The organism is Halorubrum sp. BV1 (assembly GCF_000746205.1).
Taxonomy (GTDB): Archaea; Halobacteriota; Halobacteria; order Halobacteriales; family Haloferacaceae; genus Halorubrum.
Genome location: NZ_KN050825.1, coordinates 58,061 through 71,613, shown reverse-complemented (window position 1 = coordinate 71,613; position 13,553 = coordinate 58,061). Strand labels below are relative to the sequence as shown.

General features: G+C 67.8%; 11 protein-coding genes. 7 read left to right on the top strand and 4 right to left on the bottom strand.

What is annotated here, in order from left to right; genetic code table 11:
* The first annotated feature begins 71 nt into the window (after positions 1 to 71).
* The 3 genes from EP28_RS11905 (at position 72) to EP28_RS11895 (ending at position 3,420) form a co-directional block, all read left to right on the top strand.
* A complete protein-coding gene (locus tag EP28_RS11905; protein ID WP_049984225.1) occupies positions 72 to 2,090 on the top strand; it encodes an aldo/keto reductase in 2,019 nt (672 codons plus the stop codon).
* An 89-nt stretch (positions 2,091 to 2,179) separates the two neighbouring features.
* Positions 2,180 to 2,566 carry a DUF7475 family protein gene (locus EP28_RS11900; RefSeq protein WP_049984224.1) on the top strand — a complete coding sequence of 129 codons (387 nt, stop codon included), beginning with the start codon at positions 2,180 to 2,182 and terminating at the stop codon, positions 2,564 to 2,566.
* 71 nt (positions 2,567 to 2,637) lie between these two features.
* Positions 2,638 to 3,420 (top strand): CDP-alcohol phosphatidyltransferase family protein, encoded by a 783-nt coding sequence (locus EP28_RS11895; protein WP_049984223.1) that lies wholly within the window; start codon positions 2,638 to 2,640, stop codon positions 3,418 to 3,420.
* Positions 3,421 to 3,474: 54 nt separating this feature from the next.
* On the opposite strand, the gene EP28_RS11890 is transcribed toward EP28_RS11895, so the two are convergent.
* The 4 genes from EP28_RS11890 to EP28_RS11875 form a co-directional block, all read right to left on the bottom strand.
* On the bottom strand, positions 3,475 to 4,473 hold the full coding sequence (locus EP28_RS11890; protein ID WP_049984222.1) for a zinc-dependent alcohol dehydrogenase: 999 nt from the start codon (positions 4,471 to 4,473) through the stop codon (positions 3,475 to 3,477).
* Positions 4,474 to 4,639: 166 nt separating this feature from the next.
* Positions 4,640 to 5,854, bottom strand: a complete 1,215-nt coding sequence (gene ftsZ / locus EP28_RS11885) for a cell division protein FtsZ (protein WP_049984221.1) — start codon at positions 5,852 to 5,854, stop codon at positions 4,640 to 4,642.
* A 4-nt stretch (positions 5,855 to 5,858) separates the two neighbouring features.
* Positions 5,859 to 6,038, bottom strand: a complete 180-nt coding sequence (locus tag EP28_RS11880; RefSeq protein ID WP_049984220.1) for a ribbon-helix-helix domain-containing protein — start codon at positions 6,036 to 6,038, stop codon at positions 5,859 to 5,861.
* Between the two features lie 216 nt (positions 6,039 to 6,254).
* The gene (locus EP28_RS11875) at positions 6,255 to 6,830 is read right to left on the bottom strand and encodes a double zinc ribbon domain-containing protein (protein WP_049984219.1); all 576 of its coding nucleotides are present in this window, start codon (positions 6,828 to 6,830) and stop codon (positions 6,255 to 6,257) included.
* Positions 6,831 to 7,154: 324 nt separating this feature from the next.
* Between EP28_RS11875 and EP28_RS11870 the strand changes: the two genes are divergently transcribed.
* The 4 genes from EP28_RS11870 to EP28_RS11855 all read left to right on the top strand — a co-directional run bounded on the left by EP28_RS11870 (position 7,155) and on the right by EP28_RS11855 (position 13,473).
* The gene (locus tag EP28_RS11870; protein ID WP_049984218.1) at positions 7,155 to 7,589 is read left to right on the top strand and encodes a DUF7518 family protein; all 435 of its coding nucleotides are present in this window, start codon (positions 7,155 to 7,157) and stop codon (positions 7,587 to 7,589) included.
* A gap of 21 nt (positions 7,590 to 7,610) precedes the next feature.
* A complete protein-coding gene (gene smc, locus EP28_RS11865; RefSeq protein WP_049984217.1) occupies positions 7,611 to 11,189 on the top strand; it encodes a chromosome segregation protein SMC in 3,579 nt (1,192 codons plus the stop codon).
* Positions 11,182 to 12,144 (top strand): segregation and condensation protein A, encoded by a 963-nt coding sequence (locus EP28_RS11860; protein ID WP_049984216.1) that lies wholly within the window; start codon positions 11,182 to 11,184, stop codon positions 12,142 to 12,144. The genes smc and EP28_RS11860 overlap by 8 nt, the downstream gene beginning before the upstream one ends.
* Before the next feature lie 84 nt (positions 12,145 to 12,228).
* On the top strand, positions 12,229 to 13,473 hold the full coding sequence (locus tag EP28_RS11855; RefSeq protein ID WP_049984215.1) for a glycosyltransferase family 2 protein: 1,245 nt from the start codon (positions 12,229 to 12,231) through the stop codon (positions 13,471 to 13,473).
* Positions 13,474 to 13,553 lie beyond the last annotated feature (80 nt).

Here is a 13,553-nt window from a genome sequence, read left to right as displayed (position 1 = left end):
TGCGCGCGCGGCCGTCACCTCGTCTCCGCGACCGCCGGGACACCTATGTGGCTCGACCACCCGGTACGATCGTGAACTGCCTGTTCGTGGGTGCGGGGGCGATCGCCGAGGAGTACGCCGCGGGGCTGTCCGAGAGCGACCTCTCGCTCGCGGGCGTCGTCGACCTCGACGCCGACCGCGCCGCCGCGCTCGCTACCGCGTACGGTGACCGCCGCGACGCCGACGACGCGGCCGTCCCCGCCTTCACCGACCTCGACGACGCGCTGTCGGCGGTCGACGCGCCGCTCGTGGTGAACCTGACGAGCCACGCCGCGCACGCGTCCGTGACGCGGACCGCGCTCGCGGCCGACCGTCACGTCTACTCGCAGAAGCCGCTCGCGCTCGACGCCGACGAGGCCGGCGACCTCCTCGCGCTCGCGCGACGACGCGGACTCGCGCTCGGCTGTGCCCCCGACACGCCGCGAGCGCCGTCCCAGCGGCGGGCGGGGCGGCTGCTCGCCGACGGCCGGCTCGGTCCCGTACAGTTGGGATACGCGCACGCACACGTCGGACGCGTCACCGACTGGCACGATCGTCCCGACTCGTTTCTGGCGATCGGCCCGCTGTACGACGGCGCGGTGTATCCGCTGACGCTTCTCGTCTCGTGGTTCGGTCCCGTCGACCGGGTGCGGGTCGCCGACGCCCTCGACGTCTGGCCCGAGCGGGAGGAGCGCAGCCCGTCGGTACCGAGCCACGTCGAGGCGACGCTGTCGTTCGCGGCCGGGCCGACGGTGCGGCTCACCGCCAGCTTCTACGCGCCTCACCGCGCCCGCGAGTTCTACGGGCTGGAACTGCACGGCGACGACGGCTCGCTGTACCTGACCGGAACCGGCGCGATGTCGACCGCCCGCGACGACGTACAATTCGGGCGAATCGGCCGCGAGTACGTGAGCGCGCCGCCGCAACATCCCGAGACGCCGTACGCGTACGTGGACGCCGTCGAGCGGCTCGCGGCGAGCGTCGTGGTCGGAGACCCCTCTCGCGAGACCGGCCGCCGAGGGGCACACGTCGTCGCCGTCTGCAACGCGATCGAGACCGCGGCCGACGAGGGCGGACCGGTCCTCGTTTCCGACCGCGGCGCGACCGCGGACCCGCCCGCGGCCCCGGTCGTCTCTCCGCCGCGCGAGGATGAGTCTGCGTGCGGAGGCGACGGCGCGAGCGCCCTGCGACTCCCGCCGATCGGATTCGGCTGCTCGCGCTACCGCGACGGCGAGTACGTCGACCGGGCGGGCTCGATCGCGACCGCGCTCGATTCTGGCTACCGCCTGCTCGACACGGCGGAGCTGTACGGCAACGAGCATCGGATCGGCGACGCGCTCGCCGCGCCCGGCGCGCCGGACCGCGAGCGCGTCTTCCTGCTCGGGAAGCCGTGGCGCACGAACCACCGACGCGAGCACATGCTCGCCGCCGCCGAGGGGAGCCTCGCCGACCTTGGGGTCGACGCGTTCGACTGTTACGCGCTCCACTGGCCGGGCGCGCTCGCACACACCGGCGACCTTCGCCGGCTCGCCGAGCTGCCGCCCGATCGCCAGGAGGCGCTCGCGTTTCCGGAGGACGACGCGGGCGGCCCGGACACCGCGGACGTATCGCTCGCCGAGGCGTGGCGGAACCTAGAGGCCGTCCGCGAGCGCGGGCTGGCTCGGACGATCGGCATCTGTAACGTCTCCGTTGACCAGCTCGAAACGGTGCTTGAGACGGGGACGATCGCTCCGGCGCTCGTGCAGGTCGAGCGCCACCCGTATCTCCCCCGAGACGACCTCGTCTCGCTCTGTCACGACCGCGGGATACGGGTGATCGCCCACTCGCCGCTGTCCGCGCCCGGACTCCTCGACGAGCCCGCGCTGGCCGCGATCGGCGCGGACCGCGACCTCTCCCCCGCCGGCGTCGTGCTCGCGTGGAACGTCTCCCGAGGGGTGGTTCCGATTCCCTCAAGCACCACCGACGCGCACCTCGTCGACAACCTCGCGGCGGCGGCAGAACGATTGACGCCGGACGAACTCGCTCGCGTCGATGCACTCCGCGACCCCGAGTTCGATCCGCGCGGGGCGTGACCCGCCGTATCGCCGCGGGGGTCACGAGACGCCCCCCGAGACGTCGGCGTGGCCAGTATACATATGTGGGTGAGGCGCATGGACCTCGTATGGCGACGACCGCACCACAACAGCCGACCGCCGGCGTCGAGTCGCTGAACGGCCTCCACTGGGTGGGTATCCTCGCGGCCGTGGTCTCCGCCGCGGTCCACCTCCTTCTGGGTGTGCGGATGGTCCCCTCGGCGCTCGGGATCAGCTTCGTCCTCGCCGGGCTCGGATTCGTCGGCGGGATCGTCCTCTTGGTGCGCGGCTACCGCCGCCGCGCGCTGTACGGGGTCGGCGTCGCGTTCACGCTCGTTCAGATCCTCTTGTGGTACGTCGTCAACTTCGCCGGCGGCGGTCGGTCGTTCCCGGCAGACGTCGGAACCCTCGGCGCGGTCGACAAGCTCGCACAGGTCGTGTTGGTGGTCGTGCTCGCCGTCCTGCTGCGTCGGTAGTCGTGTCCGGGACCTCTCGACCCCCGCTTGGTGGCGCGTTCGGCAGCGCCTCCGCGGTTCTCGCCGGTCTGATGCTCCCGGCGCTGGCCGGCGTCGCGCTCGCGGTCGGGCTGTCGACGGCGCTCCCGGTGACTGAGACGGGGCGGCTGGGCGTCTCGCCGACGACCGTCGCCGGCCTCTGTCTGGCGGGCCAGCTCTGGTACGTCGCGTTCGCACTCGGCGGCGTCGACGCGACCGGGGCACCCGCGGGCGAGCCGACAGACGGGTCGACAGCACGCGGTGACGGCCCTCGCCTTTTCGGCCTCGCGAACGGTGTGACGCTCGTCCGCGGCGCGCTCTACGCCACCGTCGCCGGCCTCGTCGTCGCGTCCCCGGACGCGAACGTCGCGTGGATCGCGGCGGTGGGGTATGGCGTCGGCGTCCTCCTCGACGGACTCGACGGGCGCGTCGCGCGAACGATCGGCAGCGAGACAGAGATCGGGAAACGGCTCGATATGGCGTACGACACGTTCGGGTTCGTCGCGGCACCCCTCGTCGCGGTCGTCTGGGGCGTCCTCCCCGTCTGGTATCTTTCGCTTTCCGCCGCGCGCTACGCCTTCCGGGGAGCCGTCGGGCTGCGTCGCGCTCGCGGTCGCCCGGTCTTCGACCTCCCCGACAGCGATCTCGGCAAGTACCTCGCGGGCGTCCAGATGGTCTTTCTCACCGCCGCGCTCGTCCCCGCCGCGCCGACCGCACTCGTCCGGACCGCCGCGCCGGTCGTCCTCACGCCCTCGCTCGCCGTGTTCGCTCGCGACTATCTCGTCGTCAGCGGACGGGTGTCGCGCCACGCCGCGACTCTCGGCGACCCGGAGTAGAGTAAGCCCCCGTCCGGAGCGGAACCGCGTCGCTCCCGACTCACGTATCGCCCGTCACGACTCGCCGTACGCCAAGATGACTTGCACCGCGTCGGTCGCCTCGGAGTCGAGAAGCTCGTATGCCTCCGGCGCGCGCTCGAAGGGGATCCGATGCGTGATCAGCTCGTCGGCGTCGATCCGGTCGAGCCAGCCGAGCGCCTCGTCGAACCGGCGGTCGCGGTCCCACCGTCCCCGCAGCGACGGGCTGATAGTCGACACCTGACTGGAGATCAGGTCGATCCGGTCGCGGTGGAACCGCCCGCCGAGGTCGATCGGTGCGCGCTTCGCGCCGTACCACGAGCCGACGACGATCCGCGCGTCGTAGCCGACGGCACCGATCGCGTCGTCGAGCGTATCCGGCTGTCCGGACAGTTCGAGCGCGAGGTCCGCGTCGCCGACGGCGTCATCGACGGTTTCTGGCCTCTCTGTCCGGTCTGCACCCATCGCGGCGGCGAGACCGCGCCGGCGCTCGACGGGATCGACGACGACGAGCGAGGAGAGCGGAAACGACGCGAGCAGCCGGGTGACACAGAGGCCGATGACGCCGGCTCCGAAGACGACGACGCGCTCGCCGAGCCGCGGGGCCGCATCGAGGACGAGGTTCGTCGCCGTCTCGACGGACGGGAGGAGCGCGCCGACCGCGGGCGGGGTTCCGGCGGGGAGCGTGACCACGTCGTCGGGTTCGGCCACGAACCGCGTCTGGTGCGGGACGAACCCGAACACCGACCGGCCGATCCAGTCCGAATCGACGTCCGCACCGACCGCGTCGACGACGCCGCTCGCGGCGTAACCGTATCGGAGCGGATACGAGAACTCCCCGTCGAGCGCGTCGAGCGTCTCGTCGACGGGCACGTCAGACGGCGTCTGGTCCCGGTAGACGAGCAGCTCCGTGCCGGCGCTTATCGCCGACGCGCGCGTGTCAACCCGGAGCTCGCCGGCGGCCGGCTCTCCGACGTCGGCCTCGCGGATCTCGACCGTCTTCGGTCCCGTGAACGCGAGCGCGGCGTCCGTCATCGGCGCACTACTCGGAGCAGATTGCGGTCGGCGTTCGGACGATTCCAACCCGGCCGAGGCGACTGGGCAGGTAACACATGACTCTGCTTGGGTCGCGCGATGTTAAGTCCTCGCGCCCGTCGCGCGACGCACTGGAAAAAGCGGTGGCCGTCGAGGTGAGTCGAACTCAGCGGATGACGTCGAGGCCGTTGTTCTTTTCGACGGGGTCGCTGCCGCCGTCGGACTCCCACGCGCCGCGTTCGCCGCCGGAGGTGGCTGCGCCGCCCGCGGTCCCGCTCGCCTCCGCCGCACGGGAGCGCGAGTCGCCGAGGTCCTCGCTGTTGACCGCGGCACGGGACTTGTCGGCCTGCTTTTGCGTGGAGGGGCCGAGCACCTGCGCGCTCTGAACGCCCGTCATGATCGCCATGACGCGCACCTTCCCCTTGTACTCGTCTTGGATGCGCGCGCCCCAGATGACGTTGGCGCTCGCCTCCAGACGTTCGGTAATGTTGTTCGCGATCCCCTCGGCCTCCTTCAGTGTCAGATCCGGACCGCCCGTGATGTGGACGAGTCCGCCGCTCGCGCCACGGTAGTCCACGTCCAAGAGCGGGTGGTTCATCGCGTCGTTGACCACCTCTTGGGTCTTGTTTTTGTCTTGAGTCTCGCCGACCAGCATGACCGCCACCCCACCCTGGTTCATGATGGTGGACATGTCGGCGTAGTCGAGGTTGATGAGCGAGGGCTGGGTGATCGTCTCCGAGATGCCCTTCACGGTCTCGGCGATGATCTGATCCATCACCGAGAACGCCTTTCCGATCGGCAGGTTGGGGACGTAATCGAGAAGCCGGTTGTTATCGAGGACGATGATCGAGTCGGCCTCGTTGCGGAGGTCCTCTAACCCCTCCTCGGCTTTCACCGTGCGAGCGCGCTCGACGTTGAACGGCGTCGACACCATCCCGACGACGATAGCGCCCTGGTCTTTCGCGATCTTCGAGACGACGGGGGCCGCGCCGGTCCCCGTGCCGCCGCCCATCCCGGCCGTGACGAAGACGAGGTCGGCGTCGCCGAGCACCTCTTTGATCGTCCCTTGGGCCATCTCGGTCGCGCGCTCGCCCATCTTGGGGTCGCCGCCGGCACCGAGCCCCTGCGTGAGCGACTTGCCCACGAGGATCTTGGTGTCGGCTTCGATCATCTTGAGGTGCTGTTTGTCGGTGTTGATCGCGACCGTGTCAGCGCCGTCGACGCCGATGTTGTACAGGCGATTGATCGTGTTGTTTCCGGCACCGCCGGCACCGACGATGACGATTCGGGGGTCGCCGAACTCGTCGTCGTCCATGCTGGCGTCCATCTCGCGCTTCTCCGCTTCCGCGTTGTCGAGGGCCTCTTGAACAAGATCTTGCATCAGATTACACCTTTGCCCAGTTGCGGTTGCGGCTGCGCTCTTCGTGCTCGCCGTCCTGTTCGTTCAGCATGTCGCGAACGGCAGAGCGGATCGCCTCGCTCCGATTCGGGAACTCCCCCGTCTCGACCATCTGTTCGACCTCGTCTATCTGCTGTTTCGGGATTCGTAGTGTCACACGCTCCATTGGTATTCCCCCGGTAAGACGGCAGGCACGCGACGCGTGTGTCTTACAGCGACGAATCGCCCGACTGCGGGGGTGTCCCCCGCCCCGGGCGGCCTCTGTAAGACGACCGTCTTACGCAGTCGTATCCACCGATGCTAGGATTATAAAACTATCGCCCGGCGTAAGACACAGGCGGAAACACTGGAATTCAGGTGTATACACGCATCCATCGGCCAATTACCGGTCGTTCAACACGTCCGCTGCGGGGGTCCGACGACCGCAACCGGGGCAAAACGCCCAGTCTGTTCGGAGTTCGTCACCGCACTCACAGAACGCTCGGTGCGACTGCTTTTCGCCGCAGTTCGGGCAGTAAACGTGGTCAGAGGGGACGTTTTCGCCACATCCGCCACAGACGTTTTCTCGCGTTTGCACGTCGGTATCGGCCGGCGTCTTACGCGTTTCCGACTCGGCGTCTGTCGCGGCCTCCCGTGTCACACGCGCATCGCCGTCTTCGGCACCGTTGGCGTCGAGTGTGACGTTTACGTTGATCTCACCGGCGTTTCCAGGCGTATACGCGCGGTCACCCGACCCGCCGAGCCGGTCGTCTAACGCGGCGTCGAGTCGGTCGGCGATGAGATCGTCGATTCGGTCTGCCACCGCGGCGTCCAGCGTGGCGTCAGACGCGTCGGACGCGGAGTCCCCGTCTCCGAGGTGCGTCCGGAGGGCCTCGCGCATCACCTCGCTCTTAGAGGCGTCACACGCTTCCAGCCGCTCGACGAGGTCGTCGTCGGCCCGGAAGGTGATCTTGCTCATGTGCCCGAGATATCGGTCAGGGTACAAGAATCTTCCCCTGCCGTCAGTCTCACGTCAGACTCGTTTCAACCGCACGAAACATCGGTCAAGCGACCGAATCGCGTCCGACCGTGTGACGCGCGTCGTCGTCGACAGCCGCCCACATATCACAATTCCTGACATATTTCTCACTCGTGAGACGGGCCGCCGGGACGCGGTATGACGTCGGCTGACTCGCCGTGTACGACGCTTGGTGTGATCCGTCGTGTATCCCCGTTCCATGCGGTGTGATCACACATGTGTCTGACGCAGATTTATACGGCCCGCGTGGGCATACGTGAGTATATGAGCAATCGCGTCGAGGATCTCGAACGGCAGGTCTCGGAACTCCAAGCAGCGGTCAACGGGCTCACAGAAGAGCTCGTGGAGATGAAAGAGCGCGTCAGACAACTGGAGGACGCCCAGACGGCGACCGCCGACGCGGCGGGGACCGAGGCGGCCCCAGACGCGTCCGATTCGGAGCCCGCGACCGCGGAGGCGGACGCCGACACCGACGCGGCCGCCGGCGGCGAGCGGCGGACCCACTCCGACGACCACGTCGAAGTTGTAGAGCGGACCGACGACGAGACCGCGTCTCCTGACTCGGCCGCAGACGCCGGGCCGGCCGGAGACGAGGTCGTCGTCCCCGAACAGGAGGCGACGACGCCGGACGCCGAGGGCAACGCGGAGACCGACACGGACGACGAGGCGGAGTCGGACAGCGACATCATCGTCGCGTAAGCCGACGCCACACCGCGACACATGCACATCACTGAAGTCGTTTTGGACGGGTTCAAGAGCTTCGGGCGGACGACGAGGATCCCCTTTTATGACGACTTCACCGTCGTCACGGGGCCGAACGGCTCCGGCAAGTCGAACATCATCGACGGCGTCCTCTTCGCGCTCGGATTGGCGCGCACCCGCGGGATCAGAGCCCAGAAGCTCACCGACCTCATCTACAACCCCGGCCACGACGGCGACGAGGAGGCCGACGGGCCGAGCGAGGCCTCGGTGACGGTGGTGCTCTCGAACGAGGACGGGACGCTGGATCGCTCGCAGGTGGTTTCCGCGGCGGGCACGGAGAATGTCGGCGACGTCTCCGAGATCACGATCAAACGTCGCGTCAAGGAGACGGAGGACAACTACTACTCGTACTACTACCTCAACGGCCGGTCGGTGAACCTCTCCGACGTCCAAGATCTGCTCGCGGCCGCGGGCGTCACGCCGGAGGGGTACAACGTCGTGATGCAGGGAGACGTGACCGAGATCATCAACATGACCCCCTACCAGCGGCGGGGGATAATCGACGAGATCGCGGGCGTCGCCGAGTTCGACGAAAAAAAGGCGGCCGCCTACGAGGAACTCGACACGGTCGAAGACCGGATCGGCGAGGCTGACCTCCGGATCGGCGAGAAACAGGATCGGCTCGACCAGCTCGAAGACGAGCGCGAGACCGCCCTCCAGTATCAGGAGTACCGCGAGGAGTTAGAGGAGTACCGCGGCTTCCTCAAGGCCTCCGAGTTAGAGGAGAAACGCGAGACGCTCGCGGACGTCGAGAGCGACATCGACGACGCCGACGCCGAACTCGACGACCGCAGAGACGAACTCGACGCGAAACAGGGGAGGCTCACGCGGCTGGAGGGGGATCTCGCGGATCTCAACCACGAGATCGAGACGAAAGGCGAGGACGAACAGATCGAGATCCGCTCGGAGATAGAGGAGATCAAAGGCGAGATCTCGCGGCTCGAAGACAAAATCGAGACGGCAGAAGAGCGCGCGGCCGACGCGGAGACCGAGCGTCGCGACGCGTTCGTCCAGATCGACCGAAAAGAGGAGACGATAGACGACCTCGACGCCGAGATCCGCGAGGTGAAAGTCGAGAAGGCGTCGGTCAAATCGGAGATCGCGACGAAGCGCTCAGAGCTGGCGGACGTGGAGGCCGAAATCGAGGGCGCAGACACCGAGTTCGACGAGCTAAAATCCGAGCTGTCCGAGAAAAAAGAGCGCGTCGAGTCGCTGCGCGAGGAGAAAAACGAGCTGCAACGCGAGAAGGATCGGCTCCTTGACGAGGCCCGCCGGCGCTCGAACGCGGTGAGCGAGACGCGCGAGGAGTTAGAGGAGGCCCGCGAGTCGATCCCGGAGCGGAAAGCGCGCATCTCGGAGCTGCACAGCGAACTCGATAAGGCACAAAAGAACCAGTCGACGATAGAAGACGGGGTCGCGGACCTGTTCGCCGAGAAGGCCGAGGTCAGCGAACGGCTGGAGGAGATCGAGGCGGACCTCCGCGAGAAGCAGAACGAGTACGCGAAACTGGAGGCGGCCGCGGACGAGCGCGGTGACGCCTCGTGGCCCCGCGCGGTGACCGAGGTGAAAAACGGCGGTATCGACGGCGTTCACGGCGCGGTCGGCGAACTCGGTTCCGTCGACGCGGAGTACGCCGAGGCCTGCGAGACGGCCGCCGGCGGGCGGCTCGCGAACGTCGTCGTCGACGACGACGGCGTCGGATCGACGTGTATCGACTACCTCAAGCGGCGCAATGCCGGCCGCGCGACGTTCCTCCCGATCACGAAGATGGACAATCGGGGACTCCCGCGGAAACCCTCACAGCCGGGCGTGGTCGACTTCGCGCGAAACCTCGTCGAGTACGACGCCGCCTACGAGTCGATCTTCTCGTACGTGCTCGGTTCGACGCTCGTCGTCGAGGACATGGCGACCGCCCGCGAGCTGATGGGCGACTACCGGATGGTTACCCTCGACGGCGACTTAGTCGAGAAGTCCGGCGCGATGACCGGCGGCTCCGGCGGCGGCTCCCGCTACTCGTTTACCAAGTCCGGCGGCGGCAAGCTCGAACGGCTCGCGGCGGAGATATCCGAGTTAGAAGACGAGCGACAGTCGCTGCAGACCGATATCGACGAGCTGGAAAGCGACATCGACGACGCCCGCGACCGGAAGGCGGACGCCGCGGAGCGCGTCCGGTCGCTCGAAGCCGACGTGGATCGCGCCGAGGACGAACTCGCGAAGGCGAAAGCGCGGATCGGCGAGTTGGAGACGGAAATCGACGAGTTGGAGGCGGAACGCGAGTCTGTCGACGAGCAGATGAGCGATCTCGACAGCGAGATCGACGACCTCGACGCCGAGATCCGCGAGGTGGAGTCTTCGATCGCGGAGATCGAAGCCGAGCTCGCCGACTCGAAGATCCCGGAGCTCTCCGAGCGAGCGGACGAGATCCGCGCCGATATCGACGACCTCGAAGACCGGATGGGCTCTCTCGACGGCCGACAGAACGAGCTGGAGTTAGAGAAGGGGTACACCGAGGACGCGCTCTCTGACCTCCACGACACGGTCGAGGAGGCACAGAACCGGAAGGCGGACGCGGAGGAGGCAGTCGCCGAACACGAGGCGGCCATCGAAGAGAAGGAGATCGTCCTCGAAGAGAAACGCGAGGCGATCGCGGACCTCGAAGAGGAACTGACCGAACTGAAATCGGAGCGCGAGGAGCTTCGCGAGGCGATCACGGAGGCGACCCGCGAGCGCGACGAACAGCAGTCCCGCGTCGCGGACGCGGAGTCGACGCTGGAGAACCTCACCGACCGCCGCGACCGGCTGGAGTGGGAGATCGACGAGCTGGAGTCACAGGTGGGCGCGTACGACCCCGAAGAGATACCCAACCTCGACGCGGTCGAGTCGCGGATCGAGGAGCTGGAGTCGGAGATGGAGGCGTTAGAGCCAGTGAACATGCTCGCGATAGACGAGTACGACGAGGTCGAGGAGGCGCTCGATCGGCTCCAGGAGCGTCGCGACGTGCTCGCAGAGGAGCGGGACGGGATCGAAGAGCGCATCGAGGGGTACGAGGCGGAAAAAAAGCGGACGTTCATGGAGACGTTCGAGTCGATAAACGACCACTTCGAGGACATCTTCGCGCGTCTGTCGGCGGGCAGCGGCGAACTCCTCTTGGAGAACCCGGCGGACCCGTTCGAGGAGGGACTGACGATGAAAGCGCAGCCGGCGGACAAGCCGGTCCAGCGGCTCGACGCGATGAGCGGCGGCGAGAAGTCGCTGACCGCTCTCTCCTTTATTTTCGCTATCCAGCGGCACAACCCCGCACCCTTCTACGCGCTCGACGAGATCGATGCGTTCCTCGACGCGGTCAACGCAGAGCGCGTCGGCGAGATGATAGAGGAACTGGCCGCGGACGCGCAGTTCGTCGTCGTCGGCCACCGCTCCGCGCTCTTGGAGCGCTCCGACCGCGCCATCGGCGTCACCATGCAGGGCGACAATCTCTCTGCTGTGACGGGGATGCAGTTCGGCGACGGCGACGAGGAGGTGACCGCGGATGACTGACGACGGCTCGGCCGACGCCGGGGCGAGCGGCGGCGTTCCCGACCTCGACCTGACGAGCGAACGCGACGGTGGCCGCGCTCGCGCCGGCCCCGCGTTCGGCGGCGATGAAGACGACCGCTCGAACTCGCCGGGCGACGGCGGCGCTACGGAGGCGGACGACGAGGAGGTCGAGCCCGTCGAACTGCTCGTCTCACTCGCAGAGGAAGGAGAGATCGAACCGTGGGACATCGACATCGTGCAGGTGACGGACGCGTTCTTGGACCGGCTCGACGAGACGGACCTCCGAACCACGGGTCGGGCGCTGTTTTACGCCAGCGTCCTCCTGCGAATGAAAAGCGACGGGATGCTGTCCGACGACGACGGCGAGGACGCCGAGCCGGAGCCGGAGCCGTGGGAGCGCGCGATGGAGGGCGGCGCGCCGGACCCCGCCGACGGCGACTTCGATCCCGTCGATGAACTGGAGGCGGAGATGGACCGCCGGCTCGACCGGAAGAGCACCCGCGGCTCGCCGGAGACGCTCGACGAACTGGTCCGGGAGCTTCGGGAGGCCGAGCGCGGTTCGTGGTGGAAGCAGTCCCGCGAGTACGACACGAGCGAGTCGCCGAGCGGCTACGCCCGCGGCACGCAGACGCTCGATTACCACGCCGGTGACGAGTTCCGCAGAGACGGGGAACCGACCGCGGGCGAGGCGACGGAGCGAACCCACGACGAGGACATAGAGGAGGTCATCGTGGAAATCGACAACGCCCTTCGCACCCACTTCGACCGCGGCCGCACGGAGGTGCTGTTCGCGGAGATCGCAACGGCCGGGGGGCGTCCGTTCATGACGTATCTCGCGCTGCTGTTCATGGCGCACCGTGGAACCGTGCGGCTCCAGCAGGACGAGCTGTTCGACGACCTGTGGGTGAAAGACCCCGCGGCCGCGACCGCCGATTCCGAGGCGGTCGCGGACTGAGCGGGCGCGTCCGCGACGAGCCACGACGCGTCCGATCGGGAAATTTCAACACGTTGATATGGGTGCCGACGGAGAAGACCGGTAGTGATAGAGTTCGCCGCCGCCAACCCGGCGCTCGCCGTCGTCGTCGCGGCGCTGTGGATCGCCCTCGTGTTGTATGGTGCCTCGGCACTCTGGTGGATCGTCGAGGCGATCGTGCTCGCGCGCGACGGCCGCGTCGACCCCGAAGAGGTGGAGTGGGAGTACGACGACATACAGGTGCGCATACTGACCATCGACGCCGACGCCGTGGTGCAGGCGACGGTGAACGCCGTTCCAGACGGGCTCGACGACGTCCGGGTGATCGCCGAGGCGGACATCGACGTCGACGGCGCGGAGGTCCACGTCGTCCCCGACGCCTTCGAGTGCGACGCGACGAACAAGGGGAGAGCCGTCGAGTGGGCCCGTCGACACGTTCCCTGTGACCGCGAGTACGTCCTCTACCTCGACGAGGACACGATCATGGCCGGCTTCGAGGGGCTTCCCGACGCCGACGTGGTCCAGTTCACGGAGAAGCCGCTGTACACCGGATCGCGGATCGCGTACCTCAGCGAGGTGTTCCGGGTCGGCTACCAGTACGAGCAGTTCGCGTTCCACCGGCTGCGATATCCGCTGTACGCGTGGGGCGGCGGCGTGGCGGTCCGGTGGTCGCTCGAACAGGAGATCACGTGGGACGTGGCGACGATCACGGAGGACACGAATTTTATCTGGCGGGCCGCAGACGAGGTCGGCGTCTCCTTCGCTGTGCTCGACGTGCGGTTCCGCAATCAGGCCCCGCCGTCGCTGCGCGCGATGACGAAACAGCGCCGACGGTGGATCTCGGGTACGCGCGCCGACGGGGACCTGCTCCCGCTCGCGTACCGGCCGCTGTACTACACGCGGATAATCGCGTGGGCGTTCTCGCCGCTGGTGCCGCTTCTCGTGCTCGCGTCGCTCGTCTTCCCGGGCACCGCCCCCGGTATGGAGTGGTATCGGACCGCGTCGCTGGCGCTTTTCTGCATCCTGTTCGTCTACACGCTCGTCGGCGCGGCCGCGTACGACAAACATCCGCTTACGTGGCCGCTGTACCTCCTCTTGACGCCCGTCGCCTTCCTCGCCCACTCCGCCGGGGCGCTGTGGGGCGTCGTCAGTCCCGTGACGACCTTCGAGGTGACGGAGAAGGTGACGCCGGACGTGATCGAGTCAGTCCACGAGTCGATGGAGGACGGTGCGCTCAGCGAACACGACGGCGCGGAACGGCTGATGCGTGAGGCGGACGAGGAGTCCACCTTCGACGTGTTCGACGACTAGGGCGGCCACCGTCAGTGACGCCTGCGGACGCGCCGCTCTCCGTGCTCGCTCGGTCGCCGCTCATTTCCGGTCGGTCGCCG

Excerpts from the sequence above, each read along its gene's own strand:
- EP28_RS11900 (WP_049984224.1), top strand. The coding sequence starts at position 2,180 with ATGGCGACGACCGCACCACAACAGCCGACCGCCGGCGTCGAGTCGCTG.
- EP28_RS11895 (WP_049984223.1), top strand. The coding sequence starts at position 2,638 with ATGCTCCCGGCGCTGGCCGGCGTCGCGCTCGCGGTCGGGCTGTCGACG.
- EP28_RS11890 (WP_049984222.1), bottom strand. The coding sequence starts at position 4,473 with ATGACGGACGCCGCGCTCGCGTTCACGGGACCGAAGACGGTCGAGATC.
- ftsZ (WP_049984221.1), bottom strand. The coding sequence starts at position 5,854 with ATGCAAGATCTTGTTCAAGAGGCCCTCGACAACGCGGAAGCGGAGAAG.
- EP28_RS11880 (WP_049984220.1), bottom strand. The coding sequence starts at position 6,038 with ATGGAGCGTGTGACACTACGAATCCCGAAACAGCAGATAGACGAGGTC.
- EP28_RS11875 (WP_049984219.1), bottom strand. The coding sequence starts at position 6,830 with ATGAGCAAGATCACCTTCCGGGCCGACGACGACCTCGTCGAGCGGCTG.
- EP28_RS11870 (WP_049984218.1), top strand. The coding sequence starts at position 7,155 with ATGAGCAATCGCGTCGAGGATCTCGAACGGCAGGTCTCGGAACTCCAA.
- smc (WP_049984217.1), top strand. The coding sequence starts at position 7,611 with ATGCACATCACTGAAGTCGTTTTGGACGGGTTCAAGAGCTTCGGGCGG.
- EP28_RS11860 (WP_049984216.1), top strand. The coding sequence starts at position 11,182 with ATGACTGACGACGGCTCGGCCGACGCCGGGGCGAGCGGCGGCGTTCCC.